The sequence below is a fragment of the Bradyrhizobium sp. ISRA430 genome (genome assembly GCF_029909975.1).
Taxonomy (GTDB): domain Bacteria; phylum Pseudomonadota; class Alphaproteobacteria; order Rhizobiales; family Xanthobacteraceae; genus Bradyrhizobium.
The window spans coordinates 7969778-7995414 of the sequence record NZ_CP094516.1 but is presented as its reverse complement, the minus strand read 5'-3'; the positions used below and the strand labels follow the sequence as shown (position 1 = coordinate 7995414).

The window sequence follows — 25637 nt, the reverse complement described above, 5'->3', positions numbered from 1 at the left end:
AAGGCCGAGCAGCCACCTCAGATCGCATCCGCTCGGAGCAGCGTGTCGACCGTGATGGTGCCGCGGGCGCGCGAGACGCAGGCGCAGATCTTCTGGTTGCTCTCTTTCTGATGATCGCTGAAGAAGACGTCGCGGTGGTCGATCTCGCCCTCGACCTCGACCACGTCGATGGCGCACAGACCGCATTCGCCGCGCTTGCAGTCGTACATCACCTCGTGGCCGCTGGCATTGAGCACGTCCAGCATCGAGCGCTCGCGCGGGATTTCGAGCTCGACGCCGGAGTCCTTCAGGCGGACGCGGAACGTCTCGGTCGGCAGCGTGCCGCTGGAGCCGAAGGTCTCGTAGCGGAGATCAGGGAGCGGATGGCCTGCGGCGATCCAGGCGTGGCGCGCGGCGTCCAACATCCGCATCGGGCCGCAGAACAGCGTCAGCGCGCCCGGCGGCACTGAGGCAAACAGCGCGTCGAGATCGAGCCGCCTGCCTTCGTCGCCGGCATGGACGACCAGGCGATCGCCGAGCAGACCGGCGAGGTCATCGAGATAGGCGGCATCGCCGCGCGACCGCACGGCATAGTGCAGCCTGACATTCACCCCTCGCCGCGCCAGCGCCTGGGCCGCGCCGACGATCGGCGTGATGCCGATGCCGCCCGCGATCAGGCAATAGTGTTCGCGCGCCCAGTCGACCGCGAGCAGCGAGGCGGGCTGCGTGATGTCGAGCCGCGCGCCCGGGGCGAGCTGCCACATGTAGCGCGAGCCGCCGCGGGAATCCTCGGCGCGGCGCACCGCGATCCGGAAGCCACGAGGCGAGGCCTCGCCGACCAGCGAATAGGACCGCGTCTCCGGCTGGCCGTCGATGGTCACGCTCACATTGATATGGCTGCCGACCGGATAGGCGGCGCCGTCGAATTGATCCGGCAGGATCAGGAATTCGCGGATGTCAGGCGCAAGCTTGCGCGTCGATACCAGCGTGGCCGGAGTCCAGCTTTCGATGAAGCGCATGGTACTCCTCTCAATCGGTTGCGGTCTTGATCAGCGCGAGCGCCGGCAAGAGGTCGAGATGCGTCCGGTTGCGCAGCGCAAGCCGCAGGTTACGCACGGCGAGACGCGCATGCTCGCGCATCACGGCTTCGGCGCGGGCGCCCTCGCGGTTCTCGATCGCGTCGACCACGACGCGATGGTGCTCCTGGGCGATGATCAGGATCTCCTGTGCCTCCGGCAGCGCAGATTGCGCCATTACAAAGCCGCTGGGCGAGGCGAACGGCAGCGCGGAGGCGCGATCGATCTGCCGGATCAAGGGCGGGCTGCGCGACAATTCCGTGAGCAGCGCGTGGAAGCGCGCATTCAGCGTGACATAGGACGAGAACGCGTCGACCGAGATCGGCACCTGACGCAGCAATTCATCGATCGCCGCAAGACATTCCTTCAGCGGTTCGAGCTCGCGCGCGGAGACGCCGCGCTCGGCGGCAAAGCGCGCAGCAAGCCCCTCCAACGTGCCGCGCAGCTCGATGGAGTCGGAGATGTCGCGCTCGGAGAACGCCTTCACCATGAAGCCGCCGGAAGGGATCGCTTCCAACAGGCCTTCCTCCTCGAGCCGCACCAGTGCCATGCGTACCGGCGTCCGCGAGGCGCCGGTCGTCTCCACCGCCTGCAACTCGGAGATGCGCTCGCCCGGGCGCAAGGCACCCGACAGGATCTGGTCGCGGAGCGCAAGCTGCGCCTTCACGGTCTGCGAGACGGAGCGGTCGACCTCGCGCTCGGCCATGTCCCTACTCCGCGGCCTGGAGATGCTGCGGCGCGTTTTCCTTCGCCACCATCTTGTCGATCAGCTTGCGCGACCACATCGCGCCGGCGTCGATGTTGAGATTGTAGAAGACGCGATCCGGATTCTCGTCCATCGCGCGCTGCTGCGCTTCGAGGATCAGCTCGTCCTCGCGGAAGATGCCGGACACGCCTTCGCGGATCTCGGTGGTGATGCGCTGCTCGCCAAGGCGATAGTTGCGGACGAAAGCCCAGAAATAATGGCACGTCTTCTCGGTTTCCGGCGTGATGGTGTTGAGCACGAAGCCGTTGACCCCTCGCGAGCGGTCACCTTCGGGCGCACCGGTGCCTGTCGGCGCCACGCCGACGTCGATGGCGATGGTGCATGGCGCCTCGAAGCGGATGATCTGCCAGCGATCGACCAGGCCAGGCTTGCCGAGCTGCTTGGCCCAGAACGGCGGCGCCTCGATGCCGCGCATCCAGCGCGTCACCGTCACCGTCTTCTCGCCATGGGTGACGTCGAACGGCGCTTCGGCGACCGCGTCATTGCCGATGGAGGAGCCGTGCACGAAGGTCTCATGGGTGAGATCCATGAGATTGTCGAGCACGAGGCGATAGTCGCAATTGACGTGAATGGTCTTGCCGTCGCCGGCCCAGGCCGGATCGTGATTCCAGTGCATGTCGGGCACGAGTGCCGGATCGGCGAGCGCGGGATCGCCCATCCAGAGCCAGATGTAGCGGTGACGCTCGACCACGGGATAGGCGCGGACGCAGGCCGACGGGTTGATGGTCTCCTGCGATGGCATGAAGGTGCAGCGCCCTTGCGCGTTGTACTTGAGGCCGTGATAGCCGCAGACGACGGTGTCGCCTTCGAGCCGTCCCTTGGACAACGGCACCAGACGATGCCAGCAGGCATCCTCCAGCGCGGCCACCGAGCCATCGGCCTTTCGGTACATCACGACATGCTTGCCGCAGATCGTCCGCGGCAGCAGCGCCGCTTTCACCTCGGCGTCCCAGGCGGCGGCGTACCAGGCGTTCATCGGGAAGGGTTTTGTCACCGGTCTCACTCCCACGGTTATGCATACGTTATGTATACAATAACTGAAGACCGAAATCGTTCAAGGCCAAAGCTAAGCGTATTATTCTACCTCTATGCTACGTTATGTATACATAAATGGTCGAAATGGTCATTCCCCGCGAAGGCGGGGAAATCCAGTACGCCGCGGCGTCTCCGTATCTAACGATGGTCTCTGGAATACTGGATCACCCGCTTTCGCGGGTGATGACGTCGCACGATACGACGACACCTACTCGCCCGTGATGACGTCGCACGATACGGGCGACACCTCCCCCTCTAAGGGAGGACAAGAACGGGACTTACATCGCGCGACTTATGCCCCAAACACCTTCGCCAACCCCGCCTTGGCCTCTTCCTGAATCCGCTTCAGGTGATCGGTGCTACGGAAACTCTCGGCGTAGATCTTGTAGACATCCTCTGTTCCTGACGGGCGCGCGGCGAACCAGCCGAAATCGGTTTCGACCTTGATGCCGCCGAAGGGCTGGCCATTGCCCGGCGCCTTGCTCAGCGTGGCGCGGACGGGATCACCGGCGAGGTCCTTCAGGCCGAGCTGCTCCGGCGTCACCGATTTCAGCACGTTCTTCTGGGCCGTGTTCGCCGCGACATCGATGCGCTCGTAATGAGGCACGCCGAATTCGGCGGTGAGATCATTGAAGAGCTGGCTGGGATCGCGGCCGGTCTTCGCCATGATCTCCGCGGCGAGCAGGCCGAGGATGATGCCGTCCTTGTCGGTGGTCCAGACCGTGCCGTCGCGCCGGAGGAACGAGGCCCCTGCACTCTCCTCGCCGCCGAAGCCGAAGGATCCACCAAGGAGGCCTTCGACGAACCATTTGAAGCCAACGGGCGTCTCGACCAGCTTGCGGCCGAGCTTCCTGGCGACGCGGTCGATGATCGAACTCGATACCACCGTCTTGCCGATCGCGGCGTCCTTGCCCCAGTTCGGGCGATGCGCGAACAGATAGGCGATCGCGGTCGCAAGATAATGGTTCGGATTCATCAGGCCGCCGGTGCGCGTCACGATGCCGTGGCGGTCGGCGTCGGTGTCGTTGGCGAAGGCGATGTCGAAGCGGTCGCGCATCCCGATCAGGCTCGCCATGGCGTAGGGCGAGGAGCAGTCCATGCGGATCTTGCCGTCCCAGTCGAGCGTCATGAAGCGGAAGGTCGGATCGATCGCCTCGTTCACCACCGTGGCCTTCAGGCCGTAGCGATCGATGATCGGATGCCAGTAATGCACGGCAGCGCCGCCGAGCGGATCGATGCCGATATTGATGCCGGCCGACCTGACCAGATCGAGATCGACGACGTTGCCGAGATCGGCGACGTAGGGCGCGATGAAGTCGTAGGCGTGGACGGTCGAGGACTTGCGCGCCTTGGCATAGTCCATGCGCGCGATGCCCTTGAGCCCGTCGGCCAGATACGCGTTGGCGCGCCTCTCGACCACGGAGGTCGCATCGGTGTCGGCGGGCCCGCCATGCGGCGGATTGTATTTGTAGCCGCCGTCCTCGGGCGGATTGTGCGAGGGCGTGATGACGACGCCGTCGGCAAGGCCGCTGGCGCGGCCCTTGTTGTAGGTCAGGATCGCATGCGAGATCACCGGCGTCGGCGTGTAGCCGCCGTCCTTGTCGATCATGACTTCGACGCCGTTGGCCGCGAACACCTCGACGGCGCTGGCGAGTGCCGGCTCGGCCAGCGCGTGGGTGTCGATGCCGATGAACAGCGGCCCGGTCAGCCCCTTCTCGCGGCGGTAGTCGCAGATCGCCTGCGTGGTCGAAAGAATGTGGCCCTCGTTGAAGGTGTTCTTCAGCGAGGTGCCGCGATGGCCGGAGGTGCCGAACGCCACCCGCTGCGCGGGGTCGCCCGCATCCGGCTTGTTGGCGAAATAGGCGGTGACGAGCCGCGGAATATTGGCGAGCGCGTCCGGCGAGACCTGCTTGCCCGCCGCGGGATGAACATCAGCCACTGGAAATATCCTCGTCCTGTCGTGCAGAGATTGCGGGACACCATAGCATCGGCCGCGCCCCCGCCAACCCACAACACGCGCGATGGGGTACGCGTTCCTTCGGCGAAAGACTGTATATCCCGCCATCCTTCGAGGACTCCGAACTGTCATTCCGGGCGCGCGCTACCTGGCGCGAGCCCGGAATCCATTCTGCCATTTAGCAGCACTGCAGGCGTCCGGAGCCGGCACAACCGCCGAGCCTATTCCGATTCATCCCTGATCGACTCAAGAGGCGGTTAACGTAAAGAAAGTCTTCGGCTTCGGAATCGGGAGATCCGCCTATATGGTTTGCCCTCGCAAGAGCGAGACAATCGGCGAAACGACGGAGCAGGCGTAATGCAAGGGCAGACCCGGTTGGCTGCCGGTCGAACCGATGGAGGCACGACACCCTTCGGCCGTTCACATACGCTCGATTTCCTGCGTGGCCTGGCGATCGCAGGTGTGATGGCGATCCACGTCTCGCAGTCCTTCCCGTCCGGCATCCGCGCCGTCGATTTCACGTTCGTCTGCGGCTGGGTCGGCGTCAACGTGTTCTACTTCGTCAGCGCCATGACGATGTGCCTGATGTGGACGCAGCGCGCATCGGAAACGAGCCCGACCCGCAAATTCTACACCCGGCGCTTCCTGCGCATCGCGCCGCTGTTCTGGCTCGCGATCCCGTTCTACCTCGTCCTCAACGGCACCGGGCCGAGCTACAACGCTCCGAGCGGCATCGGACCTCACCAGGTCATCCTGACCGCAACGTTCCTGCACGGCTTCTGGCCGGACAGCATCAACAGCGTCGTTCCGGGCGACTGGTCGATCGCGGCGGAGATGACGTTCTATCTCGTCTTCCCGTTCGTGATCACCGCGTTCGGATCGCGCCGTCATCTCTACCTTGCGCTCGCGATTCTGCTCCATCTCGTCAATGTCTGCCTGTTCAAACCGGCGGCCTACACACTGTTCTCATCCTATTACGGGGCTGGCAACGAGGCCTTCGTCTGGAACGCGCTTCACTTGAGCTTCCTGAACCAGCTTCCGATCTTCCTGGTGGGCTGCGCGCTGTTCTTCTCGCTCCGCGACGGCTTTGCGAAGTCTGATGCCGCGATCTTCGCCGCCTTCATTGCGCTGTCCTTCGTCGCCGACCACGCCACCGGGTCGCACGAGTTCAACTATCTGATGATCAACCTCGTGCTCGGCGCGCTGGTGTTCGGCTGCATCCGCTTTTCGATTAGCTGGTGGCCGCTCGAGGCGCTCGGCCGCAACTCCTACTCGATGTATCTGTCGCACTTCGCTGTCATCTTTGGCTTGCATCGCATCTGGCCGCTGCCAGGCGGGCTGGTCTCGCTGCTTGCAGCCTACGCGGTCACTGCGGCGCTCAGCTACCTCGTCGCGCGTGCGACCTGGCATCTGATCGAGCGTCGCGCGCAGGACCTGGCGCACCGCCTGACCTCGACGGCCAAGCCTGTGGTGCGCGCGGAAACGATGGCTCCTGCAGGCGTTGCCCTGAACGGCCGCAGCGCGGGCGCGTGAAACTCTCCGCGCGGTCCGCGGCGCTTCAGGACATGCCGACCTGGATGCGGAAGGACAGCACTTCTTCCGCGCGCGGCGCGATCCGCATCAGGCCCGGCTTGTCGCTGAACTCGCCGTCGAAGCCGGAGGGACTCGCATAGCCGCGCCAGGGCTCGATGCAGAGGAACGGCGCCCCCGACGGCTTTGACCAGACGCCGAGCTCGCGAAAGCCGGACCAGGACATCTCGAGCCATGGTCCCCGCGCTGCACCCCGCCGGGCCGCATAGCGGACCGAGGCGCTGTTGATCGGAGCGAAGATGATCGCGTCATCGGCAAACAGGGCTTCGGACAGGCCGAGCACTTTGCCCTGGACCGGACTTTGCGCAGGCGCTGCGCGCAGCAGCCCGCCGTCGAGACGCCGAATGGGAAACGGTTCCTCGTCTGCAAATGTCAGCGCATAGCTCTCCTTGGACAGTGTCGGCTGGAGCGGCCAGTTGAAGGCGGGATGACCGCCGAGCGAAGCCGGCAGCATCTCTCCGCCTGTGTTGACAATGCTGAGCGCCACCTCGAGCCCTGCGGCGTCGAGGACGTAGGTCGCGACCAGGCGGAATGCGAAAGGATAGAGCGCACGCGTCGCCTCGCTGTCGTTCAGCACCAACACGCAGCGGCTGGCTTCGCGCTCCGCCCACGCAAAGCGCTGGTCGCGCGCAAAGCCGTGCTGGGTCATGCGGTAGGTCTTGCCCCGGTGCCGCAACACGTCGCTCGCGAGGCGACCGACGATCGGAAACAACAGCGGCGCATGGCGCGGCCAGGCCGGCCCCGCCTGCCAGATGAACTCGACGCCGTCCTCGTCCCTGAGCGAGCACAGCTCGGCGCCGTGCGCCTTGATGATCGCGGTGAGGCGGCCACTTTGGATCACATGCGTATCGTCGGTCATGATCATCCCCGTGGAGGCAGTCGAGCTCTACCGAGGCTGCCGCCCCGAGGAGCGGCAGGCTTGCTCGAGCGGACCATACCGAATTGCCCAACGCCGACGGTCGCGCCAACGTCATCGCCTATCTGCCGACGCTGAACTGAATTTGAGGCTCGCCGGCAACAATTCGCCGCATTGTCGGGCTGGATTGCCGACATGACCACCTCCGTGACAGCGCTGCTTCTGGCGGGCTCGCTCGCGATGTCCTTCTCAGGGCATCCCGATCCCGAGCGCAATATGATACTGCGGAATGCAGCCGTGGACCATGACCTCGCCAAGGTGAAGCGGCGGATCGAACGGACGCTAAACAGCGTGGCCGCGGGAGAACCCGACACCGGCCCACGTCCGCGCATCGCACACTGACGCGTCATCCGCTCGCCAATCAGCGCGTCAACCAGCGCCAGAAATTCGGCGGCCCGAGCGCAGGGCGTCGCCCCTGTTCTCGAGCGATGCAACGACCCTGACGCCGAAGCAGCCGCAGGGCTTCATCAGATCTCTCACGACGATGCAATCGGCTTAGACTCGGCGTCATTCCGACCGGATATCCGAGCGCCAGCGAGCTCGCTGGACTTGGACTTGCGCAACAAGAACAAGGCCCTCCAATCGCGCTGATGACCAAACTCAATGTAGCGATAGCTCAAAGCACTCAGCGCGATCATTGTCGCGACATACGGCAATGACAATCGAAGCGTGTCTTTCAACGAAGACGTATCCGGCGGGATCATTTCAACCATGATGATCGAATGCCACGCATAGATGCTGTAGCACATGCATCCAATGACTTGAAATGCCCATGCCTCGAACACGCGATTTGTGAACCATGCCCCGGATAGGACCGCAAGCAACACCATGGAAAACCCGGCGCAAAACGTCGTTGCGTAGAGAATACTCACTACCCAAGGGCCGTTATCCTTGACGTATATGGCGCCAATCATCAGCAGGACCCCGGGCACCAGCCCGCGCGGACAGAATCGCCTGAGCGAGGCACTTTCCCTGGACCTGACGTAAAGATCGCAAACCAACATTCCAAAAATGAATTGGTAACACGACCCGAAGATGCCGCCCACAAATGGGCGAAATATGCCGATCCGATCGACCGCGATGAGATTGCCGACCACCACGAAGACTGAGCAGACAATGACGCTCAACAGCGCCAACTTTTCGAGGCTCCACCGCGCGATCAGAAGGAGTAGCAGCGGAAACAAAAGGCTAAACCAGATTTCAACACCGACGGACCACAACACCGGATTGGAGGGGGGCATAAACCCATGCGGCACAAAAATGAAAAGTGTCGACAGAAGTCCGCCGAGCTCTAGATACCATGCGTGCGACCCAGCGGATGACTTCGCGTGGAGAGCAACCGTCACGAGGACGACGACATAGTACAGCGGAAGCAACCGGGCGGCGCGATGCCAATAGAACTCCGGGAAGTCCGCCAGGCGATTGATCGCTCGCTTTTTCGTGCGATAGGGAAGGTACAGGACGAATCCAGAGAGCACAAAAAAGATATTCACGCCCAAGAAGCCGTGCTTCGCGACAATGGCAAGGAGACCATTCGGATCGAGCTCGCCGGGAAACGACGGCGTACTGGATGTAAATGGAACAAACAGGTGAAAGACGATCACCATCATGATGGCGATTCCACGAAGGCCGTTGACGGCTCCGATCTTCTGCGCGCCGCTTTCTGCCGTGGTGGCGGAATCTGGAGATTGTAATAGCAAGATCGGCGATCTCAGCATTTCGGAGTTTTGCCACTTGTGGCTTGATTGAACGGCCCATGAGCCGACGGCCTTCGCGTTGCTCACGACGCGTGCCGTGCCGAAGGCCGATTGACCATCAACCAAGCTTGCTCACCGGACCATGGCGATACTGCGAACGACCATGCACAAAGCGCAGACACATCGGGACACGATCCTGAAATAGGCACAGCCCAGAACGGACACGGCGAACAATGTGCCTTCAAATAGTCAATTACGGGAGATAGACGGCAGCGGGCTGGCTTTGAGGCAGAATTGTGAGAGCGCACGTATAGTTGATGCTGGGCCTCCTGATCATAGTTGTTCTACTCGCGATTGGCTTCGCTGCCGGCTACAGCACACGTGGGCTGATCTCCCGCAAGCGACATGCGGAATACCTGAAATTCCAACCCTACATTTCGCCCGCGCCCAGACCCTGGCACTCTTCTTCGGATGAACGCGCGAGGACGCGACATGCCGCGTCTCAATCGCCAATGGCTGCAAAGCGGCGGACGAACCACGACATCACGCGCACGTTTGAGGACATATCCATTCAAGGATGGGAGCCAGCGAAACCCACGAAGCCTGTCGGCGCAGACTTGCACCTCGTCCAGGCTGATCGGCCCGAGGCCGATGTCGGATCTTTACAGCCTACAAACGTCGAACAGAGTCTCGAGGAATTGGTCGCGCTCCTGCAGCGGCGGACGCAGAAGGGCTAATCTCGACTTCCTGCGTCACAAGACCCTCGTGGTGAGGAGCGCGGAACGCGCGTCTCCAGACGATGCTTTGCATCGCCGGGCGAACCATGAAAGCCCGGCTCTCGCCCGCGGCCATCCTTCGAGACGCCCGCTTGTCGCGGGCTGCTCAGGGTGAGGCCGCGACAACGCCTCCAATGCGGCCACAGTCCACGGGATCGAGTTGTTAAACGGTTGAGGATGTTCCAGGAAAGTGTGCCGCGGTCCGCCTGCGGCCTGACGGTACGCGTACCAACCGACTAGCAGGCGCAGCGGGAAATTGGTATCTTTTCAGCCGTTCTGTGGTTGAAATGCGACGATGTCCGTGTCCGGGCCATCTCGGCGCATAGGCAGGAGGGGTGGGTCTTGGTCTTGCTGATCATAGCAGGCGGCGTGGCGGGTCTCCTTTTGGGACGCTTTTTTCGCGCGCACGCGCTCATTCCCGCAACAATGCTGCTCATGGTTTCGGCATTCTACTTGGGCCTCGAGCAGGGCTTTGCCACTGGCGCAACAGCATTCCTCGTCAGCGCGGTGGTGATGCAGGTCGCCTATTTCACGAGCCTGCTGATCTATCTGCTCGTCGAGAACCTCTCGGTACTCGATCAGGTGCAATCGGAAGCGTCCCCGCCGTTGCCTGAATCGCGAGCCGCACTCTAGCCAAATCACTGGCCGCGATCGCCGAGGATCTCGTCGCACCGTGCAGTGCGACGTCCTGTCGCAAAAGCTTCACGTCTGCTCAATCGCGCGCGCCGCGAACGGTATTGTCCGCGCCGAGGCTCTCAACCCGCCCCACCAAGGTCTTTCCGGGATTTTCCAGCCGTTGCACCGTCGGTCATGTCCCATTCTTCCTGCGCGCTTGTCACCGTTTCGTTGACGCTCGCTCAAGCCACGCCGCGCACCACGATCCGCTACTTCCGCACTATCGTGTGACGCGACCTTCTCACGGAACCAGCGGTGCAACCCACTTACGCGACATCAGCGGCAATTCAAGCCGTTTGGGAATTAGTGGCAACGGAAGGCGGATCTGGAACCAGCCCCTGCAAACCCGTCGACTGATATTCCTCCATTGTGCAGACGAAGCGCATATTTGTGCCTCGACATTGACTTAGGAATGTAGGTCGACTCGCTGGGACAATATGACCGTCCACGGCATCTATCTTCGCTGTCTTTTATCGTATCCTGTCTTAACAATACCTCCAAAATGGTTTGGTTGGCCGGGGGATCCAAATGGAATTGCTGCCGAGAACAGCAGCACGCCACAGCGGCGCACGGGACGCATTGCAAGCGTCGATCGGAACGACCCAAGCGGCTGTTGCTCTCTCGATGCCAACACGATCGCGTGCATCACGGCCGACGCAACGTCCCGATCCCGTTATTCACCGGATCGATCCCCGGCCGCTCGATATCGGTGCCGATGAGATCGTGGCGGTCGGTAAACTCCGCAACGAGATGCTCCGGCTACCCGACTTCCTGCGCCACCACCGCCGGCTCGGGGTCGAACGCTTCCTCGCGATCGATGATCGCTCGGATGACGGCACGCGAGAATTCCTGCTCGACCAGCCGGATGTTCACGTGTTCGAGATCCGCGAGCCGTTTGCAGAATCGCGTGGTGGTGCGCGCTGGACCAGCGCCGTGCTCGACCAATTCGCGCCGGGACGGTGGGCACTAACGCTCGACGCCGACGAGCTCTTTGTCTACCCCGGCTGCGAACACTTTGATCTTCGATCGCTGTGCGGCCACCTGGAGAGCACCGGCGCGGATTGCATGACTGCGGAGATGGTCGACATGTATCCGCGCTGGCTCGGTGGCCCGGAGCGCTACCGCGCCGGCGAGAGCCTCGTCACATTCTGCCCTTACTTCGATTCAGATACCTATGCGAAGCGCCGTCGGCGCGGCTTTCCGACCAACTACCTGATTGGCGGAGCGCGAGCGAGGCTGTTCTATGACGAGCCCATGCCCCCGAAGATCGCGATCTACGATGCGCTCATACGGCTGCTCGAACCCCACGGGCTGGCGCGGCTACTGCCTGCAGTCGACATCACGCGCTGGGAGCCACCGCTGCTCACCAAGGTGCCGCTCGCGCGCTGGTTGCCCGGCCGTCGCTATATCGCCGCCGGTCACCTGATGGCCCCACCCGGCAAGCCAGGCGACGTCACGGGCGCCCTGCTCCATTTCAAGTTTCTCCACGACTTCACAGACAAGGTTGCCACCGCCGTCCGCGACGGGAACTACTACCGCGGATCGGTCGAGTATCGACGCTACGCGGAGCGGCTCGCTCAGGATCCGTCGTTCGAGCTCGTCTATCCAGGAAGCCGGATCTACAAATCGTCGCACGATCTCGTCATTTGCGGCCTGATGCGCTTCTCCCCGACCTACGAGGCCGCGACGCGACAGCCGCACCCGATCGCTTCCGGCGCAGCGGGCACGCGCTAGAGCCTTCCTCGAATCGTTATCGCGCCCTGTCTTTCTGTTTGATGGTATCTTTGGAACTGGTGCCAGCTTACTGGCGCGTGCACCACGATCAGCTCTCACCAATCAGCTTGCGGCCGAGAAGCCGGAGGAGAAGTTTCCTTCCGCGCACGAGCGCCGGATAAAGTGCACGCGCGAGGCGCGGCCGGGAGAACACGAGCCGGTTGACCCGGTTGAAGAAGGTTGCCTCACCCGCGAGCGTCGCCAGCAGATGCATTGCCTCGGCGCCGTAGTAATATCGCTCACGCCAGCGAACCACGATGCCGTCATTGAGATCGAGGTTGCGCGCGCGGACATCGCCGACCACCGAATGCTCCGAACGCGCGTCGATCAGGTGGACGCGCTGCCCCCGCTCCCGCAACTGGTACATCAGAACATAGCGGCTGCATAACGGGCATTCGCCGTCATAGACCACCCAAATGTCGTCATCGCTATTTTGGGTCAATTCGATAGTCCGTTCGCTTCCGGACGTCGCGCACGAGCTTACCCTCCGTGAGGCCGAGGCATACCGAATCCACCACATAGTGATAGGCGACTATGTCATCCATGCTCAGCTTGTTGAACTCGGGGTACATCCATGGATTGGAGAGCATGTGGTGCGGATAGGCATAGAAGCTGTTGCTCTCCTTGACCCAGGGATTGACGCGGAAGAAACGGTCCGTCTCGCGAACCAGCTTCTCCACGGCCTCCATGGCTACTCCGGTATCTTGGCGCGGAAGGATCTCCGAGCCGCAGGTGGTCGCATCGTGCCAAGTCGCGAGGTCATGATTGTTGCCACCAACGCGAGCGCGGAAATGGTTTTCAGGGATGTACATGGTACCGGTCCCGATCATGTACGAGTAGATGCCGAAATAGGTGGACGGCGCGAGAATTTGGCGGCCGTCGCGGGTTTCGACGAAAAATCGCGGGCTTGCCAGTTTCGGCCCGTCCAGCCATCCGAGGAAGTTGGTGTAGAAAAAGAAGCGGCCGCAGACGATGGTCACGACCATCACGAGCTTCATCGCCGGGGTGAATCCATCGCGCGGCAAGGTGCGTGCGGCGGCGACAATGAACAGGTTGAGGGCAATCCAGAAGAAGAACAGCGCCCCAAGCGTGAAGTAGACGCCGACATGGAAGAGGTCGAAAAGCAGGCAGAAGAACGACAATGCACGCGTCGAGATCGCAGCCAGCGGCGAGAGCAACTGCGCACCCAGCACAAAGACGTTGAAAAGCAACTGGTTGCTGACGATCGCATCCCAGACCATCTGCAGCACGCCCGGCCATAGACCGAGAGGGGAATCGCCACGCTCCAGCCCCATCAGGATCGAGGTCTGCGTGGGATTCGCGATTAGCCAGGTCCACGGCTTCTCGCCGCCTGCCTGCAGCTTTGCGATTCCCGACCAGAAATAACTGCCGAGATGCGCCCCAACGGCGCACGCCCAGATCAGACCGTAGGCGCGATCGCGGAGCTCTTTCACGCCATTTGTGGAAGCGAACACAGTCCGCAGCCACGGCAGGCGATCCATTGCCCAGGCGCTGGTGAGGACGATCGTGCCCAGCACGCCAAGGACGCAGAAATTGCCAACATCGAGCATGCCGAGATAGTCGGTCTCGGTAACGAAGATGCCGGACACGACGCTGACCATTTCGCGCCAGGCATGATAGAAATAGAATAGCGGCACCAGAAATGAAGGACGCCAGATCGCGGCGATGCCGGCCACAACCGCAAGCGCTGCGCCGTAGCGGAAGAACAGAATCTTGTCGCCGGAGCCGAACAGGATGTTGGCAGGTCCTGCGAAGGGGCCCCACGAATCGAATAACAACTGCACGAAGATCGCCATTCCGATTGCGAAGGACGTAATCCGCAATGGCGGCGAAAAATCCCGGTAGCGTACGGAGCTGAAGGCGATCGCGCCGCCGAATGCCGCGCAAACCAGCACAAGAGCATAAATATCAGACCAGCGCGCGAGATGTGTGACGGCCCGCCGCGAGACCGCAGAGAGAATGACCGCTGTTGCGAGGAGGATGAAAGGTCCTGCGAGCGACGAGACGCCAGATCGGGTTCCTTGCTGTGATGCGACGGTGTATAGCGCCATCCCTTGCCTCGGAACTCCAGAACTGCGCGATCGCAGATCGCCTTGAACCTTATCGAACGACTTGCGTCATGCAAAGCGTCGCAAGCGCAGTTATGGCCCTCCCCGGTGTCAGTGCTTACGAAATCAGCGTGCGGGATCTCAACACTGCGAATTGAAATGTGACGAGCTGTGGGCATTGTTGTGACCGTGCATCTCTTCGAATCCGCTGGTGATCTTCAAGCAAGCGTTCGAGATCGGTCTCCGCGCCGACTGGATTTACAAGTTGCAAACGCCCGCGGAGTCTGCCGATCCCACATCGCTCAGTCGCGTCTTCCGTTCGTGTCAAAGCCAAGCTAAAAGCCACCGACCGCCGGAACCGTCGTAGTGAGAGCGATAGATTTGCCGCCAGCGTTTGCCGGTAGCCGCAAGGCTGAGCAAGAACTGTTTGAAATCATCGGGTAAGCTCGTGGACAGAGACAGCAAGTCACGGGCCGCAACGAACATCCTCATCACGGGCGGGTCCCAGGCCTGGAAAGTGTCCGCCGGCTTCGTGCTGACGGTATTCTCGACGCGAAATCTCGCACCGTCCGACTTCGGCGTGCTTGCCATGTCTGCAACCGCCGCAACGTTCCTCGGCCTTATCAAGGACCTGGGCGTTGGACAGGCCATCATTCAGCGTACGGAGATCACCAAGGGCCAGATCGATGCGCTGTTCTGGCTCTCGGTACTTGCTTCCGCAGCATCTGCACTTGCCCTGACGTTGAGCGCATATCCGATTTCGCTGTTTTACGACGATCCCAGGCTTCAACAGCTCAGCGTCGCAATTGCCGGACTAAGCTTCATTGCAGGCCTTCCGACCGTCCCCGCCGCTCTGCTGGCCAAAGAATCCCGGTTCAAGACCCTGGCAATCCTCGATGTCGCAGCGACAACCGCTTCCGTTGTTGCAGGGGTGGCCGCAGTCGTCATCTTGCGGAATTATTGGGCACTTTACCTGTCCACGCTCGTTCTCACTCTCGTTTCGACGACCGGCATCTGGGCCTGTTCGGGCTATCGTCCCGGATATCCACATTTGGACCGCGAGACGCGGCACATGGCAAGATTTGGCCTGCAGGTGTCCGGCTTCAACTTGGTCAACTATCTCTCGAGAAATGCAGACAACATTCTCATCGGGAAATTCCGGGGCGGCGAAGAACTCGGCCTGTACGATCGGGCCTATAAGCTATTGCTGTTCCCAATCATTCAACTGCACACCCCGATCGGCCAGGTGATCGTCCCGCTGCTTTCCCGACTTCGTTTCGACAAAGAAAAATACCTGAGCGCCTACGATGATGCTCTTTCCATGGTCATGCTTGTGTGTCAGCCAGGCATCGTCTTTGCCGTTTTTCTCGGGGAGCCACTCTTCAGAATCGTCCTGGGTGAGCATTGGGTGGGCGCAGCCCCAATTTTTTCGTGGCTTGGCCTTGCGGGCTTGATCCAGGTCGCGACCGCGACGGCAGCCTGGCTGTTTCTCAGTCAGGGACGTGGCCAGGAGTACTTCAGGCTTGGCGTTTGGACCGCCCTGATCAACGTGACCTCATTCGTGGTCGGCCTTTCCTGGGGCGCGTTGGGGATTGCCATATCGTACGCGCTGGCAAATTGCGCGATCGTGCTGCCGCTTTACGCAATATCGATTGGTCGTAACGGCCCGGTGACGACCACGAGCCTAATCGAGACAACCGGTCCGCATTGGATCGGTTGTCTCGTTGCGGCGGCTGTCACATGGATTTCGGCAACCTCGTTGCTCGATGGAAACTCCCCGAGCGGGTTGGCGATGCTGCTGGCGCTATCCTACGTATCATATCTCGTTGCCATTGCTTTCTTCGCGCAGAAAAGAGCGCTCGCGACGCGTCTCTTGCACTACGGTTATCGAAAGGCAGCGGCCCGGATCTAGGGAAGCTTCCCCGGATACTGAAGGATCATGCAACTTTGTTTGTCTGCTTGAGCCGGCTCACTTGATCAGCTCATGCTGCTCACGTGAGCCGATCGCGTCACTTGGATTCGTCGTCCATCTTGCCGCCGTTCGCGACGCACTTGTCGTAGTAGGCCCGCTGATCGCTTCCAGATCCCTTGGCGCTTCCCGCCGCCGGATTTCCGGGCTGGCGCGGCGGAAATTGCTTGGCGGTAAGAGCGCTGCATTTTCTGGCAAGCTCTGCGGTAATCGCCGACGCGCGATCCGGAGATGAGCCCAGCACAGCGCCGACGAGCGCAAGTAGCACGCATCCAGATTTCCAATTGGCGAGCATGATACGTTTCCTTGCCGGAACTCCTGATCGACGCGGCACTTTTCCGCATCAATGTTGCGATCATCTTAGCGGGTTTTGATCCGAACTAAAGACCACATTCCGAGGCTACAGGTCGCGACCAATTTACACGGGCAGTTGGAAGCCCTGACCTCTTTCCAGAGCGCGGACGGCAAACTAATTGACGTTAATAGACCTGCAACTTGACTGCCGACAGGTTCCGCAGAGGGAGGCCGCAATGTTGTCGCTCAGGCTCTTGTTGATTTTGATTGCTCCGCTCGCTCTTGCCGCGCCAGTGTTTGCGCAGGGTACCCAGCAAAACCAGTACCCAAACCGATATCAGGGTGCACAGCAGCAGCACCGCTCACCAAACGCTACGGGCAGCCCGCGCTATCCAGTTGCAACCCGGCCGAGCAATAATCCGTTTCAGAATCCCATCGGTCAGGGTGTCCCTCCGGCGGTGTCTGCCAACCCGAACCTTAACAGCAATCGGACCAATACGCGCTGAGCAGCGGTTGAATTCCCTTGCGGAATTCGACCGGTCAATCTGATCACGTCAATTGACTGTTGACGGCAGCAGTCATGCGGGTCGCAAAGATCTTCAGCGAAGGATGAAGTTATGCAACTCCGCCAGATGGGCATCGATCGAGCCCGTCGCGTGAGCGAGGTCGAGCTGATGAAGGCCGGGGTCGGCATCCGGGCGGCCGGCCTCCACGAGCGGAGCTGGCTTGGCCGATTCATGCAACGCCTCGTTGACGACCCCATAGGTGTCCTTCGAGACGGCGGCAGATTGCTCGAAGACAAACCCGTCGCTTCCCAGGCGCGCCGCGGTGACGGCCGGCGCTGCGGCAGGAGACTGTGACGCAGGAACCGGCGCAAAATCAAAGCTGGCTTTCGGAGGATCGATGACCAATGTACCGCCTGTTCCGTCGCTCGAGAGATTGAAGGTCGATTTGGTGTAGTCGCCAACCAACGAAATATGTGCCGCGTGATTTTGGGCATCGACCACCGTCAACACGCCGCCGGCTGTGTTGCCGGAAAAGGACGCCGACGTTCCTGCTCCGTAGGCGACGTCCTTCAGATCGATATGGTTGGAGTTGGCCGCGGTACCGTCACCCGTCAGACCGATCAGCGTCCCCGTAAATTGCGCCGCATGGTCCAGCACCAGATTGCCCGTCGACGCCTTGAAGGTGATCGATCCAGAAGCGGCGCCGGACAATTCGAGCGTGGCACCGGCGTTGATCGTCGCAGCCTGCGTCAGACTACCGAGTTTCAATACAACGTTCCCGGAGATATTGAGGACGGTCGATGACGTGTTGATTACGCCGTCGCCATTGAGATCCTGGTAGAACGTCGTCTCGATCGCCTTGAGCGACGGGTCGGTCGGGGACACCTTGTTCAGCAGGTTCGATGTGTAATTGCCGTTGCTGTCCGTGGCCCATACCGCGAATTCGCCGGTGGCCGGAATCTTCCAGGCCACGTCATAGCCAGTGGAGGTCTGCTCTACCGCCACCGGTGTCCAGACGCCGAACTGTCCGGGCACGACCGCGACGCCACCATACTTCAACGTCGGTCCGGTGCCGGCGGCCATCGAGGCCAACAAGAAATTCTTGTCGACCGCAACCAGTGCGGTCGAGCCGGACGCCTCGATCGTCGTCCCCGCAATTGTTGTCGACGTCGACGGAACGCCGATCACGCCATCGCCGTTGAGATCCTGGTGAAAGAGGCTCTCGCTCGATTCAAGTGCCGGGTCTGTTCCTGACACCTTGTTCAGATAGTTGGATACGAAATTGCCGTTGCTGTCGGTGTTCCAGACCGCGAACTGGCCGGTCGAGGGGATTTTCCAGGCGACGAGATAGCCGCTCGACGATGCTTCCGCACCGACCGGCACCCATGCGCCAAGCTGGCCCGCGACGACCGCAGTCCCGCCATTCTTCAACAGAACCGACGACCCGGCCGTCGAAAGATAGAAATTGCTTCCCACCTGGCTGAGCGTTGTCGTGCCGGCCGCTTCGATCACCGTACCGGCGGCAGAGTTGAAGGCATTCGAGAGCTGGCTCAAATTGCCGGCAATGTCGGTCGCGGTCGCGGTGAAGCTGTGTTGGCCTGCCGTGAGCGATCCGGTCGTGATGCTCCAGGTCCCGCTCGCCCCCGGCACGGCTGTGCCGAGCAAAGTCGTGCCTTCGTAGAGTCGGACAGCGCTTCCGGCCTCCGCCGTGCCGGACACGATCATGGCGCTGGAAGCTGCAGGTGTGCCCGCGGTCAAGATAGGCGCAGCCGGTGCGCTCGTATCGACCGTGACGTTCAGCGCGCCTGAGGAAGCGCTGACATTGCCGGCAGCGTCTTCGGCCCTACCCGTGAAGATGTGGTTGCCATCCGCCAATGATCCTGTCGCGAAGGACCAGGCTCCATTGGCGTCCGCGACCGCCATTCCGATCGACGTAGTGCCATCGAACACCTGCACAGTGCTGCCCGCGTCCGCGGTTCCGACCAAATTCAGCCGATTGGCGTTGGTGATGCCATCACCGACAATATTGCTGTCGGGCGAGAACGACGCGACGGTGGGCACGGCCGGGGGGACCGTGTCGATGGCGACATTGATCCCGGCCGAGACGGCGCTGAGATTGCCGACGCCGTCCATTGCGGCGGCCGCGAATGCATGGGCCCCTTCGACCAGTGTTCCGGTCGCAAAGCTCCAGCTCCCACTATCACCGGCGATCGCCGTGCCGATCTGGTTGGCTCCGTCGAACACCTTGACGGTCACACCTGCCTGCGCGCGGCCCGTAAGGATCAGATGATTTGTGTTGATGAGGCCCGACACGATCGAGCCGCTGTCGTTGATCGCCGAGATCGTCGGCACGGCAATAGGCGTCGTCGCGATCGGCGAATTCGTCGCGGAAACAAATGAATAGTCGGCTGACGCCAAGCTGGTGACGCCGGCAATGCGCAGGGTATCTGCTCCACCCGCGTAGTGAACGGTCCACACGTCGTTCACATGGGTCAGATAGGCGCCGCTGTCGTAGCCTTTCAGGACCAGCTTGTCGTGCTCGGCAGTCGTGCTCGTGAAGACGTGAAAATCGGCGATCGTGTCGTTGCCGCTGCCTGCATTGTAAATGAACGTGTCGTTCCCCGCCCCGCCGTAGAGCCAGTCATTTCCGCCGCCGCCATCGAGGATGTCGTCTCCGCTGGAGCCGACCATGCGGTTTGCCATTTGGTTGCCGACGCCGGCGAGCCCGCCCATCATCAACGTCAGGTTCTCGACGTTGGCCGGCAGCGTGTACGACGTCCAGGCTTCCACGCTGTCTATGCCGCCGCCGGGATTCTCGATGATTTTCTGGTTCGCGTTGCCGATGACGTAAGTGTCGTCGCCGTTGCCTCCGACGAGCGTGTCATCGTTATTAACAGCCGTGAGCTTGTCGTTCGCCGCGGTGCCGTACACCATGCGGCTGCTCGCTTTCCCGCTGATCCAGGACGTGATCGTTCCGCCGACCGGGAGCGTAGCTGGCAACTGGAAATCGTCGCTGGTGAACGCCGAGACCGTTGTGTTGCGGAACACCAGGGTGTCCTGGCTCGTCAACTTCAGATATACGTCGCCCCCGACCTGGGTCATCCCCGCCTGCACATCGGCGAATGAGGTGAAGGCAAAGCCGTTCAACTGGACAACGTCGTGTCCGGCGCCCGATCCCGGCGAAAAGTCGGTGATGATATCCGAGCCGTCGCCCGAGTTGATTACGAAGCTATCCGCGCCGCCAGCGCCGGTCAGGATATCATTGCCGAGCCCGCCGGTGATCACGTTCGCCGCGGAATTGCCGATGATGTTGTTGGACTGGATATTGCCCGTGGCATTGATGGCCGCCGAACCGGTGAGCGTCAGATTCTCGACGTAGCTGGGAAGCGTGTACGTCACCGAAGAGAGTACCGTATCGACGCCGCCGCCGTAGGCTTCAACAATCTTCGCAGCCGAATCGGTCACGACATAGGTGTCGTCGCCGGCGCCGCCGGTCATGGTATCAGCGCCTCCGGCGCCACCGATCCGATCATTGCCGGAAGTGCCGGTCAGCGTATCCGCTGCCGCGCTTCCCGCGATCGTATTGGTCGCGGCGCCGCTCGTGAGAAGGGTGTAGTTCGCAAGCGTGTACTCCGGCAACTGATAGGCCTTGATGGAATCGATGGTCATCGACGCCGTCGATCCTGGAGCGGCGTTGCCCGGCCAGCTCCCGCCCATCGCCAGATTGGCGATCATGTACATCGCCGTATTCATGTCGGCGGGCGTGGCCTGTTGTGCGACCTCCTTCCCGTCCACGAAAAATGTCAGGTCGTAGGGCGTCCATTTGAGCGCAAACGTGTGTTCTCCAGTGGTCAGGTTGGCCGTATTGGCCCAAGCCCCATTCGTCGCAGGCGCGTACGGTGAGTGAATGGCCCAATGCGCCTGGTCAGGGTCCTGACCAAAGGCTTCGAGCACATCGATTTCCGTGTTGAGGTTGTTGGCAGTGCTCGGCAACATCCAAAACGCCGGCCACGCGCCGCTTGTACTGGGCAGCGTGGCCGTCATCTCGAAATAGCCGTAGGTCTGGGTAAAGCTATTCTGGGTCGAGATCATGCCCGACGAGAAAATGGCGCTGCCTGTATAAGGCGTGGCACTCGCGGGCAAGGGCTGCGCCGTGATGACAAGGTGGCCGTCCTGGATCGAGAACGGATTAAGTCCAAGCGCGGTCGATGACTGAGTTGCCGGCAGCCCGGAAAAGCTGGGATCGACGTAAACTTCCTGTTCGCCGGCCAGCCCGTAGCTTGATGCCACGCTCCAGGCATAGCTTGTGCGCCAGGTCAGGCTGGGATCCTGCCCTGCGGAGAGCGCATTGAAGTCGTCGTTGAAGGTTTGGACCAGTCCGGTCAGGGGACTGACGATGTTTATATTTGCAGCCGTGAGATTCTGCAGGCTGGTGTTTTCGAGAGTTATCGTTTCGCCGCTGCCGATCGTCAGGACAAGGTCGGTGCCGACCTGTTTCATGGCCGCCGTGACATCGGTGAACGTCTTGAAGCCCGTGTTGTTGAGCTGCAGGACGTCTCCGCCCGCGCCGGCCTGAAAGTCGGTGACGACGTCGTTTCCGTTTCCCGCGTTGACGACAAAGGTGTCGCGACCGGCGCCTCCGGTCAGCACGTCGTTGCCCCGCCCGCCGTCGATCAAGTTGTCGCCGGCGTTGCCGACAATGATGTTGTTGAGATCATTTCCGGTGGCGGGGGACGGAACACTATCCGTCAGGATCAGGTTCTCGACGTTGGGCGCATTGACGAGGCTGTATCCGTTGATATTCCAGACACGGATGGTATCGATGCCCTCTCCGGCCTGCTCGACAACTTTGGTGTTGTGGTCATAAACATAGTAGGTGTCGTCCCCCGCTCCGCCGATCAGGGTAACACCAGTACCCCCGGCCTCCATGCCGTCATTTGTCGCTCCAGTCGTCAGCGTGCCGCCTGCGGGGACAGTACCCGCCCAGTTCCATGCCGTTCCGCTTGTCGGCAGCGGATTATCGAGCACGACATTGTCTGCAACGAGGGCCGAAAGCGTGACATTCTGCAGGGTAAGGGTTTCGGTCGACGACAGGGTTACGACCGTATCGGCGCCCGCTTGCGTCGCGGCGGCCATGAAGTTGGCGAACGTCGCAAAGCCGTAGTTCTGCACCCGCAGCACATCGCCGCCCGTACCCGCTTGAAAGTCGGTGATGGTATCGGAGCCGTACCCCTTCGAGATGACGAAAGTATCCGAGCCTGCTCCTCCGGTCAGAAGATCGTTTCCGGTGCCACCAAACAGGATGTCAGGACCGGCGGTGCCGCTGATTACAGTCATGATGAATTGCTTGCTCCCTTGCGCGTCACCGAACGCCTGCCGCGCGTTAGCCAACGACAACACACGTTCAAAGCGACCTTACGAATAGCAAAACAATTTGAAGAATGTAGAAAGAACTGATGAGACCCCGTAACCCTACGGCTCACGTGATGTCGGCGGCTGCTCGGCAGCAAGCAAATTCACTGCAACGCGCAGGCCACCACATCGCTTCAATGGCTATGCAGGAGCTTCGTTCCGGAAACGGAACCCGGCGCCGAACGATATTCGATGCGCGACGCTTCCTTGGCGCGGGCGGCAGCGAAAATTATTGTCCCGTTGCGGATTCGTCCGTGGGATAGAACCGCGCCTGATGCGCTTCCGACAGGACCTCTCCCGTCGATGACTTTGCAAGGACAGTCCATTCATACAATCCCGGATTGCAAGGCCCGAAAGTCCGGATCGCGCCAAACGGCAAAATGCCGTTGCCGGGAACTGGAACATCCTGGCCCCCCATTTCTCGAGCACCTTGCGTCAGCGTGAGCGACAGCGACGTGGAACCCGCCGGAACGTTGCGCAGATGGATCTCGGGATTTGGAAATAGCGTGACGCAGCCGTGCGCCCCGCGCCAAGAAAACTCCAGCGACATCGGATCAGCCGACGCAGGATGACATATCGCAAGCAACGAGACGAAGACGATAACAACAGCTCTCACATGTCGCTCCCATTCGGGTTCGCTTCCGATGTTAAGGCGATCGGTCACACACCATCCACGCAAACTAGATCGCACGTTTTAAGGCGGGATGATGAAGGATGCTCGCTGATTTTTCGCGCATCAAGAGACCATGACGACAGGTCACGAGTTGGCCATTCTTTTGGCTGACCGTCGGCTTGTCCTTTGGCGTGCATCACAGAAAGACCATTCCCGCGCCTGCCAACGGATTGAGCAAAACGACCGCGAGTGACAGGTAAGCCGTGTCCAGAAAAGTTCTGATCGTCATACCGGTGTTGAACGAGGCTTCTCACATCGAAACCGTTGTCCGCAACCTGGCCCGGGACAGTCTTCACGAGGACCGCACGATAGTGGTTGCGGATGGCGGCAGCACCGACGGGACGCCCGACATTGTCCGCGCGCTCGCCAAAGAGATCGACGGCGTCCTTCTGTTGCACAATCCCCAGCGGCTGCAGAGTGCCGGCGTCAATCTGGCCGTACGAGTCTATGGTGCCGACGCGCAGGTGCTGGTGCGGTGTGACGCCCATTGCGGATATCCGGCGGATTATGTTTCGAGCCTCCTCAAGACCCTGGAGGAGCGCAAAGCCGACTCGGTCGTCGTTCCCATGGACTCACGTGGCGACGGCTACCTGCAGAAGGCCATCGCCTGGGTCTCGGACACAAAGGTCGGCTCGGGCGGATCGGCACATCGCGGCGGAAAGCAGAGCGGCTTTGTCGACCACGGGCATCATGCGGCGATGACCATCGACGCGTTCCGCAGAGCGGGGGGTTACGACGAAACCTTCACACATAATGAAGATGCAGAGTTTGACTGCAGGCTACGCGCAATCGGCGGCCGGATATTTCTGGATTCGGACATCCGCCTTTCATATCGACCGCGGTCGGGCTTTCTGAGCCTGGCAAAGCAATACTTCAATTATGGTCGCGGTCGATCGAGAACCGTGAGGCGGCATCCCGGATCGTTGCGACTGCGTCAGTTCCTGGTACCCACTCATGTTGCGCTCACGTTTTGCGCCATCCTGCTGTCTCCGGTGGCGCCGGTGCTGCTGGCATTGCCGGCGGCCTATCTGGCGATCCTGTCGCTGACAGCAATGACGATTGCGGCAAAGCATCGCTCGATTGGCGGCCTGCTTGCGCTGCCGGCCGCTGTCGTGATGCATTTCGCGTGGGCGCTGGGCTTTTTCTGGGGGATCCTGTCGATCCGCCAGACGAGCTGGCAGATGACCCCTTCAGTTTCGTGAACCCTGCAGAACGTGGTCGGCGCTGGCCGGCGCACGCACGCGCCCGCCCGCCTTCGCATAGGCGGCCTCGGTCAGGCGTGCAATCGACGTCCATGTCGGCACGGAGTCACGCAAATCCAGCATTCTTCGACTCTTGGCGCCTCGATAGTCCTGGTTGCTGATCAAGCGCTCGAGCGACCGGGACAATTCGACGGGATCGTCTGGAGGAACGAGCGTGCCTTCCGCCTGATCGCCGAGCCATTCCGAAAAGGTCCCAAGGTTCGACGCGACAATCGGACGGCCCGCCGCGATCGCCAGCATCAACACACCAGATGCGTCAATATCCCGGTACGGAAACGCGAGGACGTCGGCGCGCGCGACCAGCGAGGCCACTTCATCCTCCGGAACGAAACGCAGGTCGAATTCGACTTGCTCTTCGAGCTGCAGATCCTTCACCATCGCGAACAGCGGCTCCATCGGCATTTCCGGCCAGCCCACGATCTTGACCAGGCAATGCGCCCTCACCTCTCGAGGAAGCAACGCAAGCGCGCGAAACATGACGTCGACGCCCTTGTAGGGCTTTATCTTGCCGAACAGGAGTATCTGAACGCGCCCGTCCCGGGCCGAAGGCTCGTCGGTCGGCCGGTCGATATGATCCGTCAGCAATCCGTGCGCGATAACGGATATCTTCTCGTCCGGGATACCAACGCGCAGCAGGCGATCGCGTGCAACGATCGTATGAACGATGAGATGGTCGAAGCGTTGCAAAATCCCGAGTGCGCCAATTCGCTGTATTCGCGAGCTCGGATTGTTATTGAATGGATTCGAGTCATGAACGGTCAGCACCGTTGGCGCGACCCTTCTGAATTGGGGAATGAACTGGCTATCGACGATCGCCAGCGGCGCCCACTGGAAATGGATCACATCAGGCGGCGTTCTCCTGAATCGCCTGATCAGCCGAGCCATTGATTCAGCGTGACTGAGGCCCTTCAGTCCCAGTTGCACATTGCGCGGAAGTTTCTTGAAAAAACGCGACTGCAATCCTGGATAAAAATGCCGGTCAAGAAACCGCTCTTCGTCGATGGAAGGCTTCTGCCCAAGCTGGCGCCCGACAATGCTGGTCGCATGCCCAATATCGGTCAATCCTTTGGCCAACTTGAGATCATACGGCCAGGTAAACAGTGATGGATCGATTAGAGCGATTTTCATGAGATTGTCTCACCAACCATGCTTTGGGACACGCAATTACCTCTGGCTCATCAAGGCATGGATTGATAGCCTCTCGTCAAAGCT

Annotated in this window: 19 protein-coding genes; 7 read left to right on the top strand and 12 right to left on the bottom strand. The window is 61.1% G+C overall.

Annotated features, from left to right (window positions below; translation table 11 throughout):
* Positions 1-17: 17 nt before the first annotated feature.
* The 4 genes from MTX21_RS37410 to pgm all read right to left on the bottom strand — a co-directional run bounded on the left by MTX21_RS37410 (position 18) and on the right by pgm (position 4795).
* Complete coding sequence (locus tag MTX21_RS37410; protein ID WP_280969444.1) at positions 18-998, bottom strand: PDR/VanB family oxidoreductase; 981 nt, start codon at positions 996-998, stop codon at positions 18-20.
* Between the two features lie 10 nt (positions 999-1008).
* A complete protein-coding gene (locus MTX21_RS37405; protein WP_280969443.1) occupies positions 1009-1761 on the bottom strand; it encodes a GntR family transcriptional regulator in 753 nt (250 codons plus the stop codon).
* 4 nt (positions 1762-1765) lie between these two features.
* Positions 1766-2815 (bottom strand): aromatic ring-hydroxylating dioxygenase subunit alpha, encoded by a 1050-nt coding sequence (locus tag MTX21_RS37400; RefSeq protein WP_280969442.1) that lies wholly within the window; start codon positions 2813-2815, stop codon positions 1766-1768.
* A gap of 333 nt (positions 2816-3148) precedes the next feature.
* Positions 3149-4795, bottom strand: coding sequence for a phosphoglucomutase (alpha-D-glucose-1,6-bisphosphate-dependent) (pgm, locus tag MTX21_RS37395; protein ID WP_280969441.1), 1647 nt, complete (start codon positions 4793-4795; stop codon positions 3149-3151).
* Between the two features lie 375 nt (positions 4796-5170).
* On the opposite strand from pgm, the gene MTX21_RS37390 reads away from it, so the two are divergent.
* Positions 5171-6346, top strand: a complete 1176-nt coding sequence (locus tag MTX21_RS37390; protein WP_280969440.1) for an acyltransferase — start codon at positions 5171-5173, stop codon at positions 6344-6346.
* A gap of 25 nt (positions 6347-6371) precedes the next feature.
* On the opposite strand, the gene MTX21_RS37385 is transcribed toward MTX21_RS37390, so the two are convergent.
* Positions 6372-7262 carry an aldose 1-epimerase family protein gene (locus MTX21_RS37385; RefSeq protein ID WP_280969439.1) on the bottom strand — a complete coding sequence of 297 codons (891 nt, stop codon included), beginning with the start codon at positions 7260-7262 and terminating at the stop codon, positions 6372-6374.
* A 192-nt stretch (positions 7263-7454) separates the two neighbouring features.
* Between MTX21_RS37385 and MTX21_RS37380 the strand changes: the two genes are divergently transcribed.
* Entirely contained in the window at positions 7455-7661 is a 207-nt protein-coding gene (locus MTX21_RS37380) for a hypothetical protein (protein WP_280969438.1), read from the top strand.
* Between the two features lie 134 nt (positions 7662-7795).
* Here the strand turns inward: MTX21_RS37380 and MTX21_RS37375 are convergent, their stop codons facing one another.
* A complete protein-coding gene (locus tag MTX21_RS37375; protein WP_280969437.1) occupies positions 7796-9142 on the bottom strand; it encodes an acyltransferase in 1347 nt (448 codons plus the stop codon).
* Positions 9143-10134: 992 nt separating this feature from the next.
* On the opposite strand from MTX21_RS37375, the gene MTX21_RS37370 reads away from it, so the two are divergent.
* Together MTX21_RS37370 and MTX21_RS37365 are read left to right on the top strand one after the other, a co-directional pair.
* Entirely contained in the window at positions 10135-10425 is a 291-nt protein-coding gene (locus MTX21_RS37370) for a hypothetical protein (protein WP_280969436.1), read from the top strand.
* Between the two features lie 570 nt (positions 10426-10995).
* Positions 10996-12201 (top strand): glycosyltransferase family 2 protein, encoded by a 1206-nt coding sequence (locus tag MTX21_RS37365; protein WP_280985402.1) that lies wholly within the window; start codon positions 10996-10998, stop codon positions 12199-12201.
* Positions 12202-12289: 88 nt separating this feature from the next.
* Here MTX21_RS37365 and MTX21_RS37360 read toward each other — a convergent pair whose 3' ends face one another.
* A complete protein-coding gene (locus MTX21_RS37360) occupies positions 12290-12652 on the bottom strand; it encodes a DCC1-like thiol-disulfide oxidoreductase family protein (RefSeq protein WP_280969435.1) in 363 nt (120 codons plus the stop codon).
* A 16-nt stretch (positions 12653-12668) separates the two neighbouring features.
* Positions 12669-14057, bottom strand: a complete 1389-nt coding sequence (locus MTX21_RS37355) for a hypothetical protein (protein WP_280971349.1) — start codon at positions 14055-14057, stop codon at positions 12669-12671.
* Positions 14058-14757: 700 nt separating this feature from the next.
* Here MTX21_RS37355 and MTX21_RS37350 point away from each other — a divergent pair.
* Positions 14758-16221 carry a lipopolysaccharide biosynthesis protein gene (locus MTX21_RS37350; RefSeq protein WP_280969433.1) on the top strand — a complete coding sequence of 488 codons (1464 nt, stop codon included), beginning with the start codon at positions 14758-14760 and terminating at the stop codon, positions 16219-16221.
* Between the two features lie 97 nt (positions 16222-16318).
* Here MTX21_RS37350 and MTX21_RS37345 read toward each other — a convergent pair whose 3' ends face one another.
* Complete coding sequence (locus MTX21_RS37345) at positions 16319-16573, bottom strand: hypothetical protein (protein WP_280969432.1); 255 nt, start codon at positions 16571-16573, stop codon at positions 16319-16321.
* 235 nt (positions 16574-16808) lie between these two features.
* Here MTX21_RS37345 and MTX21_RS37340 point away from each other — a divergent pair, with 235 nt between their 5' ends.
* Complete coding sequence (locus tag MTX21_RS37340; protein ID WP_280969431.1) at positions 16809-17078, top strand: hypothetical protein; 270 nt, start codon at positions 16809-16811, stop codon at positions 17076-17078.
* A gap of 93 nt (positions 17079-17171) precedes the next feature.
* On the opposite strand, the gene MTX21_RS37335 is transcribed toward MTX21_RS37340, so the two are convergent.
* Together MTX21_RS37335 and MTX21_RS37330 are read right to left on the bottom strand one after the other, a co-directional pair.
* Positions 17172-22259, bottom strand: a complete 5088-nt coding sequence (locus MTX21_RS37335) for an Ig-like domain-containing protein (protein WP_280971348.1) — start codon at positions 22257-22259, stop codon at positions 17172-17174.
* A 460-nt stretch (positions 22260-22719) separates the two neighbouring features.
* The gene (locus MTX21_RS37330; RefSeq protein WP_280969429.1) at positions 22720-23154 is read right to left on the bottom strand and encodes a hypothetical protein; all 435 of its coding nucleotides are present in this window, start codon (positions 23152-23154) and stop codon (positions 22720-22722) included.
* Between the two features lie 212 nt (positions 23155-23366).
* Between MTX21_RS37330 and MTX21_RS37325 the strand changes: the two genes are divergently transcribed.
* Positions 23367-24365, top strand: a complete 999-nt coding sequence (locus MTX21_RS37325; protein ID WP_280969428.1) for a glycosyltransferase family 2 protein — start codon at positions 23367-23369, stop codon at positions 24363-24365.
* Here the strand turns inward: MTX21_RS37325 and MTX21_RS37320 are convergent.
* A complete protein-coding gene (locus MTX21_RS37320) occupies positions 24354-25553 on the bottom strand; it encodes a glycosyltransferase (protein WP_280969427.1) in 1200 nt (399 codons plus the stop codon). The genes MTX21_RS37325 and MTX21_RS37320 overlap by 12 nt on opposite strands.
* Positions 25554-25637 lie beyond the last annotated feature (84 nt).

Bases quoted from the DNA above. Each gene is read 5' to 3' on its own strand.
- MTX21_RS37410 (WP_280969444.1), bottom strand. From the start codon at position 998: ATGCGCTTCATCGAAAGCTGGACTCCGGCCACGCTGGTATCGACGCGC.
- MTX21_RS37405 (WP_280969443.1), bottom strand. From the start codon at position 1,761: ATGGCCGAGCGCGAGGTCGACCGCTCCGTCTCGCAGACCGTGAAGGCG.
- MTX21_RS37380 (WP_280969438.1), top strand. From the start codon at position 7,455: ATGACCACCTCCGTGACAGCGCTGCTTCTGGCGGGCTCGCTCGCGATG.
- MTX21_RS37385 (WP_280969439.1), bottom strand. From the start codon at position 7,262: ATGACCGACGATACGCATGTGATCCAAAGTGGCCGCCTCACCGCGATC.
- MTX21_RS37390 (WP_280969440.1), top strand. From the start codon at position 5,171: ATGCAAGGGCAGACCCGGTTGGCTGCCGGTCGAACCGATGGAGGCACG.
- MTX21_RS37340 (WP_280969431.1), top strand. From the start codon at position 16,809: ATGTTGTCGCTCAGGCTCTTGTTGATTTTGATTGCTCCGCTCGCTCTT.
- MTX21_RS37345 (WP_280969432.1), bottom strand. From the start codon at position 16,573: ATGCTCGCCAATTGGAAATCTGGATGCGTGCTACTTGCGCTCGTCGGC.
- MTX21_RS37355 (WP_280971349.1), bottom strand. From the start codon at position 14,057: ATGGCGATCTTCGTGCAGTTGTTATTCGATTCGTGGGGCCCCTTCGCA.
- MTX21_RS37365 (WP_280985402.1), top strand. From the start codon at position 10,996: ATGGAATTGCTGCCGAGAACAGCAGCACGCCACAGCGGCGCACGGGAC.
- MTX21_RS37320 (WP_280969427.1), bottom strand. From the start codon at position 25,553: ATGAAAATCGCTCTAATCGATCCATCACTGTTTACCTGGCCGTATGAT.